This window comes from Allobosea sp. WAO (assembly GCF_001509835.1).
Lineage (GTDB): Bacteria > Pseudomonadota > Alphaproteobacteria > Rhizobiales > Beijerinckiaceae > Allobosea.
This window is the reverse complement of sequence record NZ_JXTJ01000020.1, coordinates 82367-102195: the sequence shown is the minus strand read 5'-3', so window position 1 is coordinate 102195 and position 19829 is coordinate 82367. Positions and strand designations below refer to the sequence as shown.

Below are 19829 nucleotides of genomic sequence, written 5' to 3'. Positions count from 1 at the left end.
CCACTCCCTGCCTTTCCGACATTCCCCCGCGTGTGAATGCTGACGGATTGCGATCATGGCTTCTTCACGAGAACTGGCGAGCGCCAGAAGGCGCGATGCAGCGAAGCTCACGCAGGGCTTTCGCAGTGCCTTCATCTTCCTGTTCGTGATGTCCGGCATCATCAACATCCTGGCGCTGACCGGCTCGCTCTACATGCTCCAGGTCTATGACCGGGCACTGACCAGCGGCAGCGTGCAGACCCTGGTGGCGCTCTCGACCTTGGCGATCGGTCTTTATCTGTTCCAGGGCGGTTTCGACGTGATCCGCTCGCAGGTTCTGGTGCGCGTCGGAGCCAGGCTCGACGAGGACATCGCGCCGATCGCCCATCGCGTCGCGATCGACATGCCCCGTTTCGGATTCTCGAGCGCGGAGGCGCTGGAGCGCGGACGCGATGTCGACACGGTGCGTGCCTTCCTGGGGAGCCAGGGCCCGAGCGCTCTGTTCGATCTGCCCTGGATTCCGCTCTACCTCGCTTTCGTCTACTTCCTGCATCCCTGGCTCGGCGCCCTGACGCTCGGCGGTGCCTTCATCCTGACGCTGCTGACGATCCTCAGCGAAGTGCTGACGCGCCGGCTGAATGGGACCACGCGCCAGGCCGGCATCGTGCGCAACGCGATCGCCGATTCCAATGCCCGCAATGCCGAGGTGCTGAAGGCGATGGGCTTCGCCCACCAGGCCGTTGCGCGCTTCGACGGGGCCAATCGCGAGCATCTGGAGCTGCAGACGCAGGCGAACGACCTCGGCGGCACCTTCGGCGCGATCTCGCGCGTGCTGCGGATGATCCTGCAATCGGCGATCCTCGGCCTTGGCGCCTATCTCACCATCAAGGGCGAGTTGTCCGCCGGTGCCATCATCGCGGCTTCCGTCGCCTCCGCGCGGGCGCTGGCTCCGGTCGATCTCGCCATCGCCAACTGGAAGGGCTTCGTCGCCGCGCGTCTCGCCTTCGCCCGGCTGCGTGACACGGTGGTGGCGCTCAGCCAGGCCATCGAGCCCATGAAGCTGCCGCCGCCGGCCAAATCCCTCAAGGTCGAGAAGATCACGGTGGCCGCGCCGGGTACGGGGCAGGTCCTGCTCAGCGAGGTCGGTTTCGAGATGGCGGCCGGGACGGCCCTCGGCGTGATCGGTCCCAGCGGCGGCGGCAAGACCACCCTGATACGCGCCCTGACCGGCATCTGGCCGACGCTGCGCGGCTCGGTCCGGCTCGACGGGGCCGAACTCAGCCAATGGCCGGAGGAGAGCCTCGGCGCCTCGATCGGCTATCTGCCGCAGGAGGTGAGCCTGCTCGACGCGACGGTCGAGGAGAACATTTCGCGCTTGAATCCGCGCGCCGACGCTTTCGACATCGTCGCAGCCGCCGCGGCCGCCGGCGTCCATGAAATGATCGTTCGGCTGCCCAACGGCTACCAGACGCAGCTCGGCTCGCAAGGCACCGCGCTATCGGCCGGGCAGCGGCAGCGGATCGGCCTCGCCCGCGCGCTCTATGGCAGACCGTTTCTCGTCGTCATGGATGAGCCCAACTCCAATCTCGACGGCGAGGGCGAAGCGGCTCTCAACGCCGCGGTCGAGGCGATCAAGAAACGCGGCGGCATCGCCATCATCGTCGCGCATCGGCCAAGCGCCCTCGTCGCCGTCGACTATGTCTGCCTGATCCAGAGCGGCAAGCTCATCGCCTTCGGCCCGAAAAGCGAGATCCTGGTGCCCTCGGCGGGACATGGCGCAGGGGCGCCCCCTGCGCAGCCGAGCGCCGCCCCGGTCGCTCCCATGACCGGCCACTTCAATGCCAAGCACGAACGGGTGTCGGCATGATCGAGGTCAAGGCTCTCAAACCCCAATCACCCAACCTCCCGACGGCGGAGCAGATCTATCGCACGCCCGAGGCCGAAAGCCGGCCCGCGCGCTTGGTCGGCGCGGTCCTGCTCGCAATGGCTGCGATCGCGACCTACATCGCGAGCCTGTTCCCCAGCTTCGCCAGATCCAGTCCGGAGCCCGCCACCGAGCAGCCGGAGGCGAAGGGCAGCGACGCGCCAGACGTGCTGGGCGCTGTGGCGGAAGAGGAGACGGGAGCGCTCGGCGAGGGCGAAAGGGAGCCGGCGCTGGGTTCCGGCGCCCCAAGCGCGCCGGTGGGCGGGATCGCGGATTTTCTCGGGATCGATTCGCCGCCGATCGATTATGAGCAGCTGCCATTGCCGCGCTCGGATTCGCCAAGGGCTCCGTTCGGTCTCGACCTGCCGAGCAACGACAACCGCCTGGCACGCAGCTTCCAGGCCATCGGGCCTGTCGGCGACAATGGCGGGAGTTCTTCCAGGCCGGCGAGCCTTCCGCGAGAGGAAGCCGGCAGGGCGATTTCGCTGAAACCGGTTAGCGACGTGCCACAGCCTGATCAGGATGATCAGGTCGCGGACCAGAAACCCGGTGACGACAGCCCAGACGAAAAGCCCGGCAGCGCCAGCCCGAACGATCGCTCCCCGCGTAATCAGGCGCCGGTCCTGCGTGGCGTCGTCACCCTGCCGAGCATCGGGATGTGCGAGACGCTGCTCGTCTCCGTCGCGGCGCTGCTCTCAGGCGCGTTCGACGCGGACGGCGATACCCTGTCCATCGTCAATCTGCGCGTCTCCAGCGGGACCCTGACCCCGGTCGAAGGCGGCTGGCTCTTCAAGCCGGCCGCAGGCTCCCACGGCCCGGTACGGCTGGAATACGAGGTCAGCGACGGCAAGGTCGCCGTCGCGCAGACGGCGGGCTTGGAGGTGGTAGAGTTCACCGAGATCAACGGCACCGCTGCGGCCGATATCCTGATCGGGACGGAGTGCGCCGACATCATCATGGGCGGCGACGGGGCGGACAATATCCACGCCCGCGGCGGCAGCGACATCATCCATGGCGGCCTCGGCAGCGACCATATCGTCGCCGGCGCGGGCCATGACCTCGTTTATGCCGGAGTGGGCAATGACATCGTGTTCGGCGGCGCCGGCAACGACGTCATCCATGGCGGAGCGGGCAATGACCGCATCTTCGGCGATGACGGCGACGACGTCATCTACGCCGAGGAAGGCGACGATATCGCCTTTGGCGGCACAGGCGCCGACCAGATCTCCGGCGGATCCGGCAATGACGAGATCCATGGCGAAGACGGTGACGACACCCTGGCGGGCGACGAGGGCGACGACGTGATCTCCGGTGGGGCCGGCGCCGACATGATCGATGGCGGCGCCGGTGACGATCGGCTTTCCGGCGGCGACGACGGCGACCAACTCTTCGGCGGCGCGGGAGACGACGTTCTTCTCGGTGAGGACGGCGACGATTTCATCGATGGAGGCGCGGGAGATGACGACATCGACGGCGGCCGGGGCAACAACATCATTCAGACCGGGAGCGGCAAGAACCGGGTCGTCGCTGCCGATGGCGACAACGTCGTCATCGGGGGAGACTGTCAGGATACGGTTCGGCTCGGTGCCGGGCGCGACACCGTACGCCTCGGCGGTGGCAATGACGTCGTCGAATCCGGTGCGGGCGACGACCGGGTTTTTGGCGAGGACGGCGATGACGAGATTTCCGCCGGCGCGGGCAACGATATCGTCTCCGGCGGCAAGGGGAACGACACGATCGACGCCGGCCCCGGTACCGATCAGGTCACGGGCGACGAGGGCGACGACACGTTCGTCGTGACACTCGACCAGGATGACGATCGCTATGATGGCGGTGACGACACCGACACCCTCGACCTCTCCCGTACCACGCAAGGCGTCGAAGTCGATGCAATCGCCGGCACGGCGAAGGGCGCCGAGATCGGCAAGGATATCGCCGTCAACATCGAAGCCATCATCGGCGGCAAGGGCGACGACAAGTTCGTGGTCGGCGACAAGTCGACGACGCTAACCGGTGGCGAGGGGGACGATGCTTTCGTCTTCGAGGTCTCGCTGGGCGATCAGCAGCGCGATCTCATTCATGAGATCCTGGACCTCGATGCCGGCGACCGTATCGTCGTCAAGCAGTACCAGCTCCGTAGTGACTTCGACGAAGGAGAAGACGATCAGGCCGAAGCGGAAGGCGAGGATGACCGCTTCGACGCGACCTATGGCGACGCGGAGAGCTCGCAACCGTTCAGGTTCCGCATCGAAAAGATCGACGGCAACGAACATACGATCGTCGACGTCTACCTAGAGCAGGATGACGAGCGGGATTTCTCGATCCAGGTCCTCGGAAACCACAAGTTCTATTACTTCTAGCCAGCGCAGAGCTGCGCGTATTGCAGCTCGGGTGCGGATGGAGTGGCCGCCGTGAACATGCAGAACTTCGATGCACGCCGGTTCGACACGGCACCCAAGGTGAACGAGGTCCCGGAGCGCCAAAGCAGCTTCCGGCTCAAGCGCCATGTCATCATCGGCTCGACGCTGGCGCTCATGCTGATCGTCGGTTGCGGAGGCTGGGCCGCGACCGCACAACTGAGCGGCGCGATCATCGCGCAGGGCACCGTCAAGGTCGACCAGAACCTGAAGGAGGTGCAGCATCGCGACGGCGGCATCATTCAGAAGCTCGCGGTCCAGCAGGGCGACAGCGTCGCCGAAGGCCAGATGCTGTTTCAGCTCGACGATGTTCAGACGCGCGCCGAGCTGAGCATCGTCCGTTCGCAGCTCAGCGAAAACCTCGGTCGGAAGATCCGTCTGATCGCCGAGCGCGACAACCTTCCCGAGATCGTGTTTCCGCCGGGCCTGGCCGAGCTCTCCGAAGAGGCGCCTCACATCATCGAGGGCGAGACCCGGCTCTTCGCCGGGAACAAGACCAACCGGGAAAGCCGCAAAGAGCAGCTCGAGATCAGCATCGTTCAGTCCGGCGAAGAGATCAAAGGCCTCAATGCGCGCAAGGTCGCGAAGGTCGAGGAATTGAGGCTCGTCGAGCTCGAGCGCAAGAAATATCTCGGCCTCTTCGAAAAGGGTTTCATCGACGGCACCAAGGTCTACAACATCAACCGTGAATGGGCGCGCCTGCTCGGCGAGCGCGGCGAGATCGAGGCGGCCCTGGCGCGCGCGTCACTGCGCATCAGCGAGGCGCGTCTGCAGGTCATCGCAGTCGACGACACGGCACGTACCGAAGCCCAGCGCGAACTCCGCCAGATCGAGGCCAAGGTCTCGGAACTGACCGAGCGGCGCCTGGCGACGGAGGATCGGCTGTCGAGAACCCAGATCCGGGCGCCGATCGCAGGTGTCGTCAACGAGCTCACGGTCTTTACGATCGGGGGGGTGATCACGCCTGCCGCGCGCCTTGCGACGATCGTCCCACGCAACGCCAGGCTCACGGTCGAAGTCAGGATCTCGCCGGCCGATATCGACCAGGTCCGGCAAGGCCAAACGGCGCGGCTGCGCTTCTCGGCCTTTGCGCGCAACAGCACGCCGGAATATCCCGGCACGGTGGTGCATGTCTCGCCCGCGACGTCGAAGGACCCGGCGAGCGGCGCGACCTTCTACATCGGCGAAGTGCAGATCGACGGTGATGTGGCGGCGCTCGGCGAGCGCAAGCTGCTCCCGGGCATGCCGGTGGAGGTGTTCATCTCCACCGAGGAGCGGACGGCCTTCTCCTATCTCGCAAAGCCCTTCCTCGACCACGCTTCGCGCATGTTTCGCGAGAGATAGGACCAAAGCAGCCAATCAACGGCACTCGACAACCGACGGGCTGCCACCCAATCCGGAGATATCGCCGCGACCAAAAGACTGGTGGCGTGAGCCGCAATGATGCGCCTCCTCATGCTTATCCCGGCATGCCTCCGCGGGGGCTTCAGGGCGTCACGACGCGGGAGCGGGTTCCGCGGCCGCTTCCCGCAGCGCCTCGATGTGAAGCGAGGCGGCTTTCAGGGCCTTGCTTTCGATAGCGCGATAATGTGCGACGACCTCGCGCCCCATCGGCGTCAGATGAGCGCCACCACCATTGGCGCCTCCGGTCGAGGCTTCGACCAGGGGCTGGCGAAACATGTGATTGAGGTCGTCGACCAGCAGCCAGGCGCGGCGATAGGACATCTTCATCGATCGCCCTGCGCCGGAGATCGAGCCGGTCTCCTCGATGGCCTCGAGAAGGTCGATCTTGCCCGGCCCGAGCCGGCCGCTCGACGCCAGGTCGACCCTGACGCTGATCGCGGCAGCCGGCTTCTGCTGGACGGGGTCGGGCATAACGGTATCCTTTGCGCTTGCCCCCATTCTAAACATTTTCCAGCGAATGGCACCGCTCCGAAACGGTGCCCGATCGATCGCAACCGGGGCCGTCTCGTCGAGAGCCCGGCCTGCATGAAGCTCGACGGGCATCTCATAGGCACCGTGCGGCCGGTCAGGGCGCGTCGATCGAGACGCTCTTGATCACGGCATGGACCGCGCGGCCGGGGGCGAGCGCCAAGGCGTCGACGGATTTGGCGGTCAGGCGGGCAAGCAGCCTTTCCCCGGCGCAGTCGAGCAGCAGTTCGACCGCGCCACCGGGGCGGCGCGCGCCGATCTCGACCACGGTGCCGGGCAGGATGTTGAGCGCGCTGACGCCGACGGGTGGGGCAAGGCTGATCAGCACGTCGCTGGCGAGGATGCGGACGCGGACTTTCGCTCCGGGGGACAGCCCGATGCGCGCGACCTGCAGTGATCCGGCGCGCGTCTCCAGCCGGGTCAGCCCATAGACCTCGTCATGGCCGGCAATGCCGGCCTCGATGATCGAGCCGGCCTCTGCCGCGCCCGAAAAGCCGGCGATATCGAGCCGGGACATCACCTGGGCGGTCGGACCGCAGGCCGTGACCCTGCCCGCATCGACGGTCACCAGCGTGGTCGCCAGCCGTGCCACCTCGGCGACGGAATGCGAGACGTAGACGATGGGAACACCGATCTCGTCGCGCAGGCGCTCGATGTAGGGCAGGATTTCCGCCTTGCGCGCTTCGTCGAGCGAAGCGAGCGGCTCGTCCATCAGCAGGAGGCGCGGCCGCGACAGCAATGCTCGGCCGATTGCGACGCGCTGTTTCTCGCCGCCGGAAAGCGCTCCCGGCCGGCGCTCCAGCAGGTGGCCGATCCCGAGCAGGCCGAGCACACCGTCGAGATCGCTGCTGGCCCTGGCGCTGCGTGGCGAGAACCAGTGCCCGAACAGGAGGTTCTGGCGGACGCTGAGATGCGGGAACAGTCGCGCTTCCTGGAAGACGTAGCCGATGCGGCGGCGATGCTTCGGTACGAAGGTCCCGGCCTGGGTGTCGACCAGAACCTCGCCGTCCACGACGACACGCGCCCGCTCCGGCGCAATCAGCCCGCCGATGATGTTGACGAGCGAGGTCTTGCCCGAGCCGGAGCGGCCGAACAAGGCGGTCAGCCGGCCATCCGAGCAAAAGGCGGCATCGAGCGCGAACTGGCCGAGCCGATGTTGGACGGCAACCTCGATGACCTCGCTCATTCGACTGCGATCCGACGTCCGACGGCGCGCGCCAGCCACTCCGAGACGAACAAGGCCGCGACCGAGATCGCGATCGAGATCAGCGTCAGCCGCATCGCGCCGGCATCGCCATTGGGTACCTGCGTGAAGGTATAGATCGCGGAGGGCAAGGTCTGCGTCTCGCCGGGGATGTTGGAAACGAAGGTGATGGTGGCGCCGAACTCGCCCATCGCCTTGGCGAAGCACAGGATCATGCCGACGAGAACGCCCGGCAGACAGAGCGGCAGCGTCACGGTCAGGAAGACCCAGAACGGACTGGCCCCGAGCGTCCCGGCGGCATCCTCGAGCTTGCGATCGACCGCCTCGATCGAGAGCCTGATCGCCCGGACCATCAGCGGAAAGCCCATTACGGCGCAGGCGAGCACCGCGCCGGTCCAGCGGAACGATAGCACGATGCCGAACCAGTCATAGAGAAGCTGCCCGACCGGACCACGCCGGCCGAACCAGATCAGCAAGAGGTAGCCGGTTACGACGGGTGGCAGGATCAGTGGCAGGTGAACGACCGCGTCGAGCAGCGACTTGCCCCAGAAGCGCCCGCGCGCCAGCAGCCAGGCGACCGCGAGCCCGAGAGGCAGGCTCGCCAGCATCGCCGTCGTCGCGACGATCAGGCTGAGCCTGACCGCCGTCCATTCCTCCGGCGAAAGCCAGTCGCTCACGAAGAGCTGGCGGGCTTGTTCAGCACCGTGAAGCCCTGCTTCTCGAAGGAGGCCTTGGGGCCGTTGCTGCGCAGATAAGACAGGAAGCCGCTCGCGTCAGCGTTGGCCGAATCCTTGGTGATGGCGACCGGATAGAGGATCGGGGGATGCGAATCCTCGGGGAAAACCGCCACGACCTTGACCTTGGGGTCGGCGGCGGCGTCCGTCGTGTACACGATGCCGAGGGGGGCTTCGCCACGCGAGACCAGGAGCAGCGCGGCGCGGACATTGTCGGCCTGCGCCACCTTGTCCTTGACCTTGTCCCAACCGCCGAGCTTCTCCAGCGCGGCCTTGCCGTATTTGCCGGCCGGAACGGAATCGACATTGCCCATGGCGAGCCTGCCCTGGCCGAGCGCGGCGGCGAGGTCGACGCCCGGCGCGAGCGTGACGGAGGCCGCAGCATCGGCGGGCGCGATCAGCGCGATGCGGTTCGCCAGCAGCGTCACGCGGGTGTCCGGCTTGATCAGGCCCTTGCCGGCCGCATAGTCCATCCAGTCCAGATCGGCGGAGAGGAAGAGATCGGCCGGGGCTCCCTGCTCGAGCTGCTTGGCGAGCGCGTTGCTCGCGGCATAAGAAATCTTGGGCGCCGGCTTGCCAGTTTCCTTGACCCAGTTCGCCGCGATCTCGTCGAGCGAGTTCTTCAGGCTGGCGGCGGCGAAGATCACGAGCTCCTTCGTCTGCGCCTGGGCCGTGCCGACGGCAGGGACGAGACCGATCAGGAAGGCGGCGGCCATTCCCATCATCTGGCGGCGGATCATCATGGTTCTCGTCCTCTCCCGGTTCGTGTACGTTCAGTTTGATTGGATATAGCCAATGGGCCGGCAGGTCGAGAGGCTACCTTGGGACAGCTGGACAAGGCCGCCTGCTGCTTCGATACGAAATTCGGCCAACCTGCCCAGCAACGGAGACATCACCGTGAAGATCAGCGCTCGCAATCAGCTCAAGGGAACGATCGTGGAGATCACGAAGGGCGCGACGACCGCTCACGTGCGCCTCGATATCGGGGGCACGATCGTGACTTCGGCGATCACCAATGCGGCCGTCGACGAGCTCAAGCTGGCGGTCGGCCAGAAAGCCTATGCCGTGGTCAAGGCCTCCGACGTGATGATCGCCATCGACTGACAGGCAATGGTCCGGGAAAATGAAATCCGTGACGCCGAGGTCGCTGTCGCCGCACCCGCGGCGACGGATGCCGGCCTCGTCTTCATCGGCCGCATTCGCACACCCTGGACCTCACGGCTGACCTGCCCCCGGCAGGGGCGGCACGATGGCCCGCTCTGCCGGATCGAGCTCTTCGCGCCATGGGGCCAGGCGCTCGACGGCATCGAGCGCTTCGAGAGGCTGGAAGTGCTCTACTGGCTGCACCGGTCGCGCCGCGACCTGGTGCGCCAGAGCCCTGCCAATAATGGCGAGGTGCATGGCACCTTCGCCCTGCGCTCGCCGGTGAGGCCGAACCCGATCGGAACGTCGATCGTGACGCTCACGGGGCGCGAGAACGCGACCCTGCTGGTCCGCGGATTGGATTGTCTCGACGACACGCCGCTGCTCGACATCAAGCCGGACCGAACGCTGTTCACGCCGATAGCGCCACCGCAACCCGGCGATTTCCAGACCGGCGAATAAGCATCTTCACCAATCTGCGTCGCCCCCGTCCTTGCTGGGGGCAACGGTGGCGCGCGCCTGCCGTGAGATGCAGCAGGGATCACCGAGGTCGGCCACGGAACTCACGTGGCGCGCGGCGCGTGTTGGCCGATGTTGCGGGGGCAACGGCATCGACACGCCGCAATGTCATTGGTTATATTATCTTGAATATAACGATGGCATGGAGTTGATACGAAAGTGGATCGAGACCACGGGGCTCGGATGCTGGCGGCGGGAGGCGAGAAGCTGGGTCCGGAGATGGCTCCTCGCGTTGCCGAACAGCGGGCGAAGGCGGACTATGCAAGCGAGCTTTTCAAGACTCTCGCGCATCGGACGCGGCTGCTCTTGCTCTACCAGCTCGCCGAGAGCGAACGATCCGTCACCGAGCTGGAGGCGATCCTCAACCTCCCGCAGGCGGCCGTGTCCCAGCAACTCGCCAGGCTCCGCCTTCAAGGGCTCGTGGCAACGCGCCGGGACGGCAGGAGCGTCATCTACAGGCTGATCAGCGAGAACATCCGCGATCTGCTCAAGGCCGCGATCTCGATGGAGGTCGGCCAGCCGGACGTGAACTGGAATTCCAGGATCCGGCTCGGCTAGCTTCCGCCGCCGAGCTGGAGGTCAGCTCGCAAGAAGCCTCCTGCGACCATGGTGCCGGGAAAGACGCCCGCGGTCAGGCGTTCGGAATGTCGTCCGCATCTGCGACCCGGCTGGCGGCTCGCCGGATCGCCATGAACTGAGATCTCTCGTGGCAATCGGTTGGGGGGATTTCAGGCCGCAGTGCCGTTGGCGACCTCGGTCACGACCTCGTCCAGGGTGGCGAGGAAGAGATCGGCGTTCTCCTTGGAGAAGACGAGCGGCGGCCGGATCTTGAGCACGTTGGCGGCCGGCCCCGCGGCGCTTATCAGCACCCGCCTCGCACGCAGCCCGTTGACGATGCTGGCGGTTTCCTCGGTCGCGGGCTCGCGTGTTGCGCGGTCGCGTACCAGTTCGGTCCCCACGAACAGACCCGCGGAGCGGATATCGCCGATGATCGGGTGTCGTTGGGCCAGGGCTTGAATGCCATCGCGCAGATGGGCTCCGACCGCCGCGGCGTTCTCGATCAGCTTCTCGCGCTCGATGACATCCAGGACCGCCATGCCGACGGCGGCGGAAACCGGATTGCCGCCGAAGGTATTGAAGTAGCGCAGGCGCTCGCCGAAGCGCGCAAGGACTTCCGGCCGCGCGACCATGCCCGCCATCGGATGCCCGTTACCCATCGGCTTGCCGAGGGTGACCATGTCGGGCACCAGCCCGTGGCGCTGGAAGCCCCACATGCCGTGGCCGGTTCGGCCAAAGCCGGGCTGGACCTCATCGGCGATGAAGAGGCCGCCGGCCTCGCGCACCGCCTCGACCGCTTCGCGCAGGAAACCCGGTGGATCGGCGAAGACGCCGTCGCTGGAGAAGATCGTGTCGACCAGCAGCGCCGCCGGCTTGACGCCGTCGGCCCGCATCGTGGCGAGCGCCTCGCGTACATGGTCGGCAAAGATGCTGCCGACATCCTGGTCCGGGTTGCGGTAAGCGTCCGGTGCCGGCACCCGGTAGACGCCCTGGCCGAGCTTCATGCCGGCGCCGAGCGAGGGAGACATCTCGGCGATGGCATTGGTGACGCCGTGATAGGCGAACTGCGTGACGATGAAACCGGTCCCGCCGGTATGGGCGCGGGCCACGCGGAAGGCGAGATCGTTGGCCTCGCTGCCCGTGCAGGTGAACATGACATGCCCGAGCTCGGCCGGGAAATATCCCAAAAGCCGCTCGGCATAGTCCAGCACCGCCTCGTGCAGATAGCGCGTGTGAGTGTTGAGCTGGCGGGCCTGATCGGCGAGCGCTGCGACCACATGCGGGTGGCAATGCCCGACCGAGGCGACGTTGTTGTAGACGTCGAGATAGGCTCGGCCCTCCGGGTCGTAGAGCCAGACGCCTTCGCCGCGGGTTACATGCACCGGATCGGCATAGAAGAGCCGATAGGCCGGACCGAGCAGGCGCCGGCGGCGCTCGACCATCTCCTGTTCGCGCGCGGCCAGCGCGTCGGCGGTGGCGGGATCGTAGGCGTTGATCATGGTCATTGTCGTCACTCCACCCGGGTGGCCTGGCGCAGATAGGCTTGGGCCTGCGCCCGGTCCAACGTGTCGCAGCAGTTCAATCGCGCCCAGGCCTGCCGATTGTTGCGCAGGATATAGGCGCGGTTCTCAGGGTATCGGGCGGCGCGCCAGCCCGAGATCGCCACGGTCAGAACCATGCGCGTCGTAATGAGGTCGAAGAGCAGGTCGAGCTCGACGGGCTCCAGCGGCACGAGCCGGTGATAGGCGGCGACCATCGGCGCCACCATTTCCAGCGGGTGACCGGCTTCCGAGACCTGATAAGCGGCGGCGACCGCCAGATTGTTGATCAGCGGCGCGTGGACCATGTCGCCGAAGTCGATAATGCCGGCGATGCGGCTGTGATCGTCGGGCGCCACCAGCACATTGTGCGGATTGAGATCATTGTGGATCACCTGCGCGCGCAGGCCGGGCAGCCGGGGCAGGGCGTGGTGTTCGAAACGGTCGAGCACGCGTTCGGCCAGGGACCGCTGCGCCGGATCCTGAACATGCACGAGCAAGGGGCGCACGGTGTTCGCGTGCTTGAGGTCCCACATCAGCTTATGGCCGGCACCGGCATGGAAGAAGCCGCGTAGCGCAAGATCGAGGCGCGCCGTGTGACGCCCGAGCGCGTGCTGCAGGTCCTTGCCGGGGCTTGCCTTCTGCATGGGGACGCCCTGCAGATACGAGAGCACCCGGACGAGGCGCGGCGCGGCGCCCGCCCCTTCGAGCCACCATTCGGCGGCTCCGGTGCGGGTGCGCAGCAGGCGGGGCACCGGCAGCTCGGGGTCGACGGCGGCGATGTGGAGCAGCGCCTTGGTCTGGAAGTCGATGACCCCGGGATCTTCGGCGGGGTTGCTGACCTTCAGCACATAATGCGCATCGCCCGCGCGCAGATGGTAGTTGCGGTCGCGCTCACCCGACAGTTCCGCGGCCTCTGCGACCAGGCCGAAGACGTCGCGGGCTATGCGCTCGACATCATGCAGCGACAACTCCGGCGAGGCGGTGTCGAGCAGGACGCTCGGTTCCAAGATATGGCTGGTGGTCATGGCAAGTTTCCTGGACGCATCGCCCTGAGCCGGCATTGCATCTTGATGGTTCCCGGAGCGCTTTCCCGCCACCGCTGGCAGTCCGGTCCGATGGTGGAAGGCTCGCCATCGTCCGGGTCCAAGGGGAAAAGCGTCATCAAGGCGAGGTTTCGTGATCGGCTAGGACTGCGGGCCTGCGCCGTCGGGCGGGATCAGGATGTGGTTGTTGAGGATGACGTCGCCTCCCGCGAGAATATCCTCGCGGATCGCCCGCTTCGCCGCCTGGGGTTCGTGGCGCCGGATCGCTTCGATGACGTCGTAGTGATGCTCGATCATCGTCCGTCCGCCATCGGCATAGGCGGCGGCGATGACGGGCCCCATCTGGAGCCACAGATTTTGCAGGATGCCACGCAGAATCGGCATGGCGGCGATCTCGGCGAGTTCGAAATGGAAGATCTGGTTGATCGCCGTCGCGCGGGTGAATTCGCTGCGGGCCAGGGCCTGCTCATTGTCCTCTGTCAGCCGTTCCAGCCGTGCGATGTCGGCCGGCGTCGCGTTCGTGGCGGCGCCTTCCGCCGCCAGGCCCTCGAGCTTCAGGCGGATCGTGCGGATCTCGAGATATCGCTCCTGCGGCAGGCTGGGGACGCGGATATCGCGCGGGCTCCGCAGCGCCAGCGCCCCTTCATGCACGAGCCGGAGCACCGCGTCGCGCACGGGAGTCACGCTGGTGCCCATCTGCTGGGCGAGATCGCGGATCTTGAGACGGTCTCCGGGCTTCAGCGCGCCTTTGGTCAGTGCTTCGGCGATGTGCTGGTACACGCTGCCGCCGAGACTGTTCTGGCCGACTACCCGATGCTCGAAAGTCACGATAGCTCCCCATAAGCTTGACGGCGTCCCGGCTTCGGGGCCGGTCCTGCGCGGCCAGGCTCGTCACCTCGCCGCGCCCTGACCGGACCTCAGGCAGCCTCGAAGCCGAACATCGACTTGACCTCGAGGAAGTCCTCGAAGCCGAACTTGCCCCATTCCCGGCCATTGCCCGATTGCTTGTAGCCGCCGAAGGCGGCCGCAAGGTCGCCTGGCGCCCCGTTGAGGTGCACCATGCCGGCGCGGATCCGGCGCGCCACCCTGCGCGCCTGCTCGAGATCGCCGGCGGTGACATAGCTCGACAGCCCGTAGACCGTGTCGTTGGCGATGGCGATGGCCTCCTCCTCGGTCCCGTAAGGCAGGATGGACAATACCGGCCCGAAAATCTCCTCGCGTGCAATCGTCATATTGTTGCGCACATCGGCAAAGATCGTCGGGCGGACATAGTAGCCGCGGTTGAGTGCCTCGGGGCGACCGGGGCCACCGGTCACCAGGCGGGCGCCCTCGGCGATGCCGGCCTCGATGAGCGCCTGGATCTTGTCGAACTGCACCTGGCTGACGACCGGCCCGATGGTGGTGCTCGCCTCGCGCGGATTCCCGACGACCGTCTGCTCCGCAACCTTGCGGGCGATCTCGATCACCGCTTCCTGCTGGTCTCTCGGGACCAGCAGCCGCGTCGGGGCGTTGCAGGACTGGCCGCTATTGCTGAAGCACTGGCGCGCGCCATGGGTGATGGCCTTCGCCAGATCCGCGCCGGGCAGGATGATGTTCGGCGATTTGCCGCCCAGTTCCTGCGCGACGCGCTTCACCGTATCGGCGGCGGCGCGTGCCACGGCGATGCCTGCCCGGGTCGAGCCGGTGAACGACACCATGTCGACATCGGGATGCGAGGACAGCGCGGCGCCGACCGAGGGGCCATCGCCATTGACCATGTTGTAGACGCCGGCGGGGACGCCCGCCTCGTGCATGATCTCGGTGAAGAGCAGCCCGGACATCGGGGCGACTTCGCTGGGCTTGAGCACCATGGCGCAGCCGGTGGCCAGGGCCGGGCCCACCTTGCAGGTGATCTGGTTCATCGGCCAGTTCCACGGCGTGATGAAGGCGCAAACACCGATCGGCTCGCGGGTGACCAGCGTCCGGTTGATGATCTCGTCGAACTCGTAGGTCTTGAGGACCTCCAGGACCTGCGAGAGGTGACCGAGGCCGGCGGCCGCCTGGGCATCGCGGGAGAAGCCGAGCGGGGCACCCATCTCGTCGGAGATGGTGGCCGCCATCTCGTCGTAGCGCTTCCTGTAGACCGCGATGACGCTGCTGAGCAGTTCGACCCGCTCCTTTCGGCTGGTGCGGGAATAGGAGGCGAAGGCGCGCCGCGCTGCCGCGACCGCCTTGTCGACGTCGGTTCGGCCGCCCATCGCGATGCGGGCATAGGCTTCCTCCGTGGCCGGGTTGACGACCTCGAGGGTGTCGCTTCCGGACGGTTCGACCCAGGAGCCGTCGATGTAGAACTGGAGATTATGAGTCATGAGCTGTTCCTGCTCCGTGGAAGGCGATCCGGCCGGCTTCAGCGGGCCAGAGGAGAAGCGCCGCGCAGCCCGTCCAGGAACTGCCCGAGACAATCGCCGATCACCGAGATCTGGTAGCCGCCTTCCTGGACGATCACGACCGGCAGGCCTGCGGCGCCGATCCGCTCGCCAATGCCGCGGAAGCCGGCTGTCGAGACGTCGAGCAGGCCGATGGGGTCTTCGCGATGGCTGTCGTAGCCGAGCGCCAGCACGAGCGCCTCGGCGCCGAAGTCCTTGATCTGCGCTAGAGCGGTATCGACGGCGCCATGGAAAGCTGCGTCGCTCGCCTTGGGGGGCAGTGGCAGGTTGACGTTGAAACCTTCACCCTGACCGTCGCCATGCTCGTCGGCATAGCCGATATAGTAGGGGTAGTAGCTGTTGGGATCGACGTGGATCGAGACGGTCAGCACGTCGCTTCGGCGATAGAAGATCTCCTGCGTGCCGTCGCCATGGTGGGCGTCGACATCGAGCACCGCGACCTTGCCGAAGCGCCCGCGTAGCCGCTCGGCGGCGGTCGCCGCATTGTTGAGATAGCAGAAGCCCGTGGCCCGGTCGGCGCGGGCATGGTGCCCCGAGGGGCGGCACAGGGCATAGGTCGCCGCTTCGCCGGCGATCACGGCATCGGCTGCAGCGACCGCGGTGTGGTTGGAGCGCAGGGCCGAGCGCCAGGTGTTCGGGCCGATCGGCACCGCCATGTCGCCGAGATAATAACCGGCTTCGGCGACGATCCAGTTGGAGCGGCATGGCCGGCGATGCGCCGTATCCGGCCGGCCGTTCCAATAGGGCGAGACGTTGGGAAGCACCTCGGGACCGGCCTCGGGAACCTTGCGCCAGCGCTCGAAAGCGCTTTCCAGAAAGTCGAGATAGCTTTGCGTGTGGACGGTCAATGCCGGCGCCGACCCGTAATCGGAGGGCTGCTCGGGCGCGATGCCGCGCTGCTGCAGCGCGCCCAGCAACGCCGCGGTGCGGCTCGGCAGGTCTTTCGGCTCGCGGATGCGGCCGACCTGCATGAACTGCTGGGGATCGTGCAGGCTCTGGTCGGGATGAAAGAATGCTCGCATGGCGCCTTGCTCCTGTCGTCCTGTTCCCGGCCTAGGCGGCTGCCCGCGCCAGCGCGGCAGCCCGCACCGCCACCAGCGTGGTGTCCGGCGTGATTCCGTCCGGGTCGTAGCGAATCTCGATCAGCGCCGGCATCGACTCGCGTTCGGCGAAAGCCTGTGCGCGTTCGAAGGCCGGCATGAAGTCACCGGTCTGCGCCACGGTTTCGCCATGCCCGCCATAGGCCCGCACCAGCGCCGCGAAGTCGGGATTGGTCAGTGATAGGCCGAAGACCCTTGCCGGATACTCGCGCTCCTGATGCTGGCGGATCGTGCCCCACATGCCGTTATTGAACACCAGGATGACGATCCCGAGCCTGTTCTGCGCCGCGGTTCCGAGTTCCTGCATCGTCATCTGGAAACAGCCGTCACCGGCGTAGCAGAGCACCTGGCGTTGCGGGAAAGCGAGTTTGGCGGCGATGGCCGCCGGCAGGCCGTAGCCCATCGCGCCGCAGATCGGCGAGGCCTGCGTGCCCAGTCCCGAGAACTGCAGGAAGCGGTGCGGAAACAGCGCGAAATTGCCGGCGCCGAGCGTCACACAGGCATCCCTCGGCAGCTTCGGACGCAGCGAGGCCGATATTTCCGCGAGGTTGGTTTCGCCCGGCATCGGTCCGGGCACCAGCGTCGCCAGATACTCGTCATTGGCGGCCCTGGCGGCGCCGGCCCAGCGAAGGCTCCCCTTGGGCGAAAGCCCGGCGACCGCGGCCGCGAACCCGGTGGGATCGGCGACCATGGCGAGCTCCGGCCGATAGACCCGGCCAAGCTCATTGGGATCGGCGTGGACATGCACGAGCTTCTGGCGCGGCAGGGGGCTGGCGACGTGCACGTAGCCCTCGGTCGTCGGCTCGTCGAGGCGGGTGCAGACGGCGAGAAGCAGGTCGGCCTCCGCCAGGCGCCGCGCCAGCTTGCCATCCATGCCGTAGCCGACATGGCCGGCGAAGTTGGGGTGGCGGTTGTCGAAGCATTCGAGCCGCCGCCAGGAGACGCCGACCGGCAGGTCGAAACGCTCGGCAAAGTCGCGGATGGAGGCGAGGGCCGGCTCGTTCCAGCCCGCACCGCCGACGATCATGAACGGACGCTCCGCTGCCGCAAGCAATGTCGCGAGGCGCTCGATCTCCGCCGGTGCTGGGTGGGGATGGGCGGGTTCCGCCGGCGGGACATCGGCCACCGCGGCCTTGCCCCAGAGCGTGTCCTCCGGCAGCGCCAGCACCACCGGGCCGGGGCGCCCGCTGCGCGCGACCTGGAAGGCCCGGGCGACGAATTCGGGAATCCGGTCGGTGCGGTCGATGCTGGCGACCCATTTCGCCATCGGCCCGAACATGCGCCGGTAGTCGACCTCCTGGAAGCAGTCGCGTTCGACGGTGTCGGAGCCGATCTGGCCGATGAACAGCACCATCGGCGTGCCGTCCTGATAGGCGGTGTGCACGCCGATGCAGGCATTGCTTGCGCCCGGGCCGCGCGTGACGAAGCAGATTCCAGCTTCGCCCGTCAGCTTGCCATGGGCCTCGGCGGCGAAGGCCGCCCCGGCCTCCTGGCGGAAGGAGATGGTGTCGATCGCATCGCGATTCTCGTAGAGGGCGTCGATGCAGGGCAGGAAGCTCTCGCCGGCGACCATGAAGACACGGCGCACGCCGTTGAGCATGAGATGGCGGACGAGAATGTCGCCACCGGACCTGACGGGCATTGCTTGGTTCGATCTCACTGCGATTCTCCTTCGAGCACCGCCAGGCGCGGGTTCCAGTGGGCCCCGGGAATGGCGGCGATCAGGCGCTGCGTGTAGGCGTGACCCGGTGCGTCGAAGATCTGCTCCGGCGGCCCGTATTCGACGATCTCGCCGCGATGCATCACCGCGATGCGGTCGCAGATCTGGGCCGCGATGCGCAGGTCATGGGTGATGAAGATGATCGCGATGTTCAGCTTGCGCTGGAGCTCCTGCAGCAGCCGCAGGATCTGCGCTTGAACGGACACATCGAGGGCCGAGACGCTTTCGTCGGCGACCAGCAGCTCCGGCTCCAGCGCGAGCGCGCGGGCGATGCCGACACGCTGCCGCTGACCGCCGGAGAACTCCTGCGGATAGCGGTCGAAGGCGGATGCCTCCAGACCGACCAGGCCGAGCAGTTCGCGCGCCTTGCGCTCAGCCTCGGCGGGCGGCACGCCATTGGCCATCGGCCCGTCGGTCAGTATGCGCCCGACTGTCTGGCGCGGGTTGAGCGAGGCGAAGGGATCCTGGAAGATCATCTGGATGTGGCGCCGCAGCGGGCGGAAGGCGCTGGCCGACAGCGGCACGATATCCTGGCCGCGGAAGCGGATTTCGCCGGCCTCGACCTCCGTGAGCTTCAGCAGGCAGCGTCCGAGCGTGGATTTGCCAGAGCCGGATTCCCCGACGACGCCGAGCGTCTCGCCGCGCCGCAGCGCGAAGCTGATATCGTTGACGGCGTTTACAACGCGCGGCTTGGAGAAGAATCCGCCGCCGCTGCTGTAGACCTTGCGCAGACCGTTCACCTCGAGCAGCGTCGGTTCATCGGCGCGGGTTTCGGTCGCTTCGGCTCTGGCCTCGCGATGGGGGACCGCGGCGATCAGGCGCCGCGTATAAGGGTGCTGCGGCCTGTTCAGGATGTCCTTGGCCGGGCCCTGCTCGACGATGCGGCCGCGCTCCATCACGGCGACACGGTCGGCGATGTCGGCAACCACGCCGAAATCATGTGTGACGAACATCACGCCCATGCCCTTGGCCCGCTGGATCTTGCGAATCAGGTCGAGGATCTGGGCCTGGGTGGTGACGTCGAGCGCCGTCGTAGGCTCGTCGGCGATCAGTAGTGCCGGTTCGAGCGCCAGTGCCATGGCAATCATCACGCGTTGGCGCTGCCCGCCGGATAGCCGGAACGGATAGGCGTCGCGCAGATTCGCGGGATCGGGGAGCCCGACATACTCGAACAGCTCGAGCACGCGCCGCTCGCGGGTCGCCGGGTTCTTCTCGCCATGGACCTCGAGAACTTCGGCGACCTGATCGCCGACCCTCATCAAGGGGTTGAGCGCCGAAAGCGGCTCCTGGAACACCATCGCCATGGCACGCCCGCGCTCGGCCTCGAGCTCGGCCTCGCTCATGTCCAGCAGATTCCTGCCGCGAAACAGGATCTGGCCGTCGCTCGGCTGCAGATAGCGCGGCAGCAGCCCCATGATGGCGTTGGCGGTCAGGGATTTGCCAGAGCCGGATTCGCCGACGATGCACAGGATCTCGCCTGCCTGGAGGTCGAAGGAGATGTTCTCGACGGCGAAGGCGCGGTCGAGCCCGGCCGGCAGCGGAATCGCCAGGTTTTCGACGCGCAGAAGGGGAGCGGATCGGTCCGTCAT

The 19829-nt window shown here is 66.8% G+C and carries 17 protein-coding genes; 6 read left to right on the top strand and 11 right to left on the bottom strand.

Annotated features, from left to right (window positions below):
- The first annotated feature begins 55 nt into the window (after positions 1-55).
- The 3 genes from DK26_RS27565 to DK26_RS27555 are packed head-to-tail and all read left to right on the top strand — an operon-like array spanning position 56 to position 5664.
- Positions 56-1846: a type I secretion system permease/ATPase gene (locus tag DK26_RS27565; RefSeq protein ID WP_083533653.1), complete on the top strand. Its 1791-nt coding sequence runs from the start codon at positions 56-58 to the stop codon at positions 1844-1846.
- Positions 1843-4263: a cadherin-like domain-containing protein gene (locus DK26_RS27560; RefSeq protein ID WP_066479877.1), complete on the top strand. Its 2421-nt coding sequence runs from the start codon at positions 1843-1845 to the stop codon at positions 4261-4263. The genes DK26_RS27565 and DK26_RS27560 overlap by 4 nt, the downstream gene beginning before the upstream one ends.
- A gap of 57 nt (positions 4264-4320) precedes the next feature.
- A complete protein-coding gene (locus DK26_RS27555; protein WP_066479933.1) occupies positions 4321-5664 on the top strand; it encodes an HlyD family type I secretion periplasmic adaptor subunit in 1344 nt (447 codons plus the stop codon).
- A gap of 150 nt (positions 5665-5814) precedes the next feature.
- Here the strand turns inward: DK26_RS27555 and DK26_RS27550 are convergent, their stop codons facing one another.
- From DK26_RS27550 to modA, 4 genes are all read right to left on the bottom strand, one after another.
- Positions 5815-6195: a winged helix-turn-helix domain-containing protein gene (locus tag DK26_RS27550; protein WP_066479875.1), complete on the bottom strand. Its 381-nt coding sequence runs from the start codon at positions 6193-6195 to the stop codon at positions 5815-5817.
- Positions 6196-6349: 154 nt separating this feature from the next.
- Positions 6350-7438: a molybdenum ABC transporter ATP-binding protein gene (gene modC, locus DK26_RS27545; RefSeq protein WP_066479864.1), complete on the bottom strand. Its 1089-nt coding sequence runs from the start codon at positions 7436-7438 to the stop codon at positions 6350-6352.
- Positions 7435-8133, bottom strand: coding sequence for a molybdate ABC transporter permease subunit (gene modB / locus DK26_RS27540; RefSeq protein ID WP_066479862.1), 699 nt, complete (start codon positions 8131-8133; stop codon positions 7435-7437). The genes modC and modB overlap by 4 nt, the downstream gene beginning before the upstream one ends.
- The gene (gene modA, locus DK26_RS27535; protein WP_248310126.1) at positions 8130-8915 is read right to left on the bottom strand and encodes a molybdate ABC transporter substrate-binding protein; all 786 of its coding nucleotides are present in this window, start codon (positions 8913-8915) and stop codon (positions 8130-8132) included. Before modA ends, modB begins: the two co-directional genes overlap by 4 nt.
- A gap of 172 nt (positions 8916-9087) precedes the next feature.
- Here modA and DK26_RS27530 point away from each other — a divergent pair, with 172 nt between their 5' ends.
- From DK26_RS27530 to DK26_RS27520, 3 genes are all read left to right on the top strand, one after another.
- A complete protein-coding gene (locus tag DK26_RS27530; protein ID WP_066479859.1) occupies positions 9088-9294 on the top strand; it encodes a molybdopterin-binding protein in 207 nt (68 codons plus the stop codon).
- A gap of 6 nt (positions 9295-9300) precedes the next feature.
- Positions 9301-9795 carry a tRNA (N6-threonylcarbamoyladenosine(37)-N6)-methyltransferase TrmO gene (gene tsaA / locus DK26_RS27525; protein ID WP_066479852.1) on the top strand — a complete coding sequence of 165 codons (495 nt, stop codon included), beginning with the start codon at positions 9301-9303 and terminating at the stop codon, positions 9793-9795.
- Between the two features lie 276 nt (positions 9796-10071).
- Positions 10072-10410 (top strand): metalloregulator ArsR/SmtB family transcription factor, encoded by a 339-nt coding sequence (locus tag DK26_RS27520; protein WP_248310124.1) that lies wholly within the window; start codon positions 10072-10074, stop codon positions 10408-10410.
- A gap of 170 nt (positions 10411-10580) precedes the next feature.
- Here the strand turns inward: DK26_RS27520 and DK26_RS27515 are convergent, their stop codons facing one another.
- The 7 genes from DK26_RS27515 to DK26_RS27485 form a co-directional block, all read right to left on the bottom strand.
- Positions 10581-11915: an aminotransferase class III-fold pyridoxal phosphate-dependent enzyme gene (locus tag DK26_RS27515; protein WP_066479849.1), complete on the bottom strand. Its 1335-nt coding sequence runs from the start codon at positions 11913-11915 to the stop codon at positions 10581-10583.
- Positions 11916-11920: 5 nt separating this feature from the next.
- A complete protein-coding gene (locus tag DK26_RS27510; protein ID WP_198162424.1) occupies positions 11921-13012 on the bottom strand; it encodes a phosphotransferase in 1092 nt (363 codons plus the stop codon).
- A 123-nt stretch (positions 13013-13135) separates the two neighbouring features.
- Positions 13136-13822, bottom strand: a complete 687-nt coding sequence (locus DK26_RS27505) for a GntR family transcriptional regulator (protein WP_066479844.1) — start codon at positions 13820-13822, stop codon at positions 13136-13138.
- Positions 13823-13911: 89 nt separating this feature from the next.
- Entirely contained in the window at positions 13912-15342 is a 1431-nt protein-coding gene (locus DK26_RS27500; protein WP_066479842.1) for an aldehyde dehydrogenase family protein, read from the bottom strand.
- Positions 15343-15380: 38 nt separating this feature from the next.
- The gene (locus tag DK26_RS27495) at positions 15381-16442 is read right to left on the bottom strand and encodes a histone deacetylase family protein (RefSeq protein ID WP_066479841.1); all 1062 of its coding nucleotides are present in this window, start codon (positions 16440-16442) and stop codon (positions 15381-15383) included.
- 31 nt (positions 16443-16473) lie between these two features.
- Positions 16474-18162 (bottom strand): thiamine pyrophosphate-binding protein, encoded by a 1689-nt coding sequence (locus DK26_RS27490; RefSeq protein ID WP_066479838.1) that lies wholly within the window; start codon positions 18160-18162, stop codon positions 16474-16476.
- Between the two features lie 14 nt (positions 18163-18176).
- Positions 18177-19829: an ABC transporter ATP-binding protein gene (locus DK26_RS27485; RefSeq protein WP_066479836.1), complete on the bottom strand. Its 1653-nt coding sequence runs from the start codon at positions 19827-19829 to the stop codon at positions 18177-18179.

Bases quoted from the DNA above. Each gene is read 5' to 3' on its own strand.
- DK26_RS27550 (WP_066479875.1), bottom strand. From the start codon at position 6,195: ATGCCCGACCCCGTCCAGCAGAAGCCGGCTGCCGCGATCAGCGTCAGG.
- DK26_RS27520 (WP_248310124.1), top strand. From the start codon at position 10,072: ATGGCTCCTCGCGTTGCCGAACAGCGGGCGAAGGCGGACTATGCAAGC.
- DK26_RS27495 (WP_066479841.1), bottom strand. From the start codon at position 16,442: ATGCGAGCATTCTTTCATCCCGACCAGAGCCTGCACGATCCCCAGCAG.
- tsaA (WP_066479852.1), top strand. From the start codon at position 9,301: ATGGTCCGGGAAAATGAAATCCGTGACGCCGAGGTCGCTGTCGCCGCA.
- modA (WP_248310126.1), bottom strand. From the start codon at position 8,915: ATGATGGGAATGGCCGCCGCCTTCCTGATCGGTCTCGTCCCTGCCGTC.
- DK26_RS27510 (WP_198162424.1), bottom strand. From the start codon at position 13,012: ATGCCGGCTCAGGGCGATGCGTCCAGGAAACTTGCCATGACCACCAGC.
- DK26_RS27560 (WP_066479877.1), top strand. From the start codon at position 1,843: ATGATCGAGGTCAAGGCTCTCAAACCCCAATCACCCAACCTCCCGACG.
- DK26_RS27500 (WP_066479842.1), bottom strand. From the start codon at position 15,342: ATGACTCATAATCTCCAGTTCTACATCGACGGCTCCTGGGTCGAACCG.
- DK26_RS27515 (WP_066479849.1), bottom strand. From the start codon at position 11,915: ATGACCATGATCAACGCCTACGATCCCGCCACCGCCGACGCGCTGGCC.
- DK26_RS27490 (WP_066479838.1), bottom strand. From the start codon at position 18,162: ATGCCCGTCAGGTCCGGTGGCGACATTCTCGTCCGCCATCTCATGCTC.
- DK26_RS27565 (WP_083533653.1), top strand. From the start codon at position 56: ATGGCTTCTTCACGAGAACTGGCGAGCGCCAGAAGGCGCGATGCAGCG.
- DK26_RS27485 (WP_066479836.1), bottom strand. From the start codon at position 19,829: ATGACGGACCGATCCGCTCCCCTTCTGCGCGTCGAAAACCTGGCGATT.
- DK26_RS27555 (WP_066479933.1), top strand. From the start codon at position 4,321: ATGCAGAACTTCGATGCACGCCGGTTCGACACGGCACCCAAGGTGAAC.
- modC (WP_066479864.1), bottom strand. From the start codon at position 7,438: ATGAGCGAGGTCATCGAGGTTGCCGTCCAACATCGGCTCGGCCAGTTC.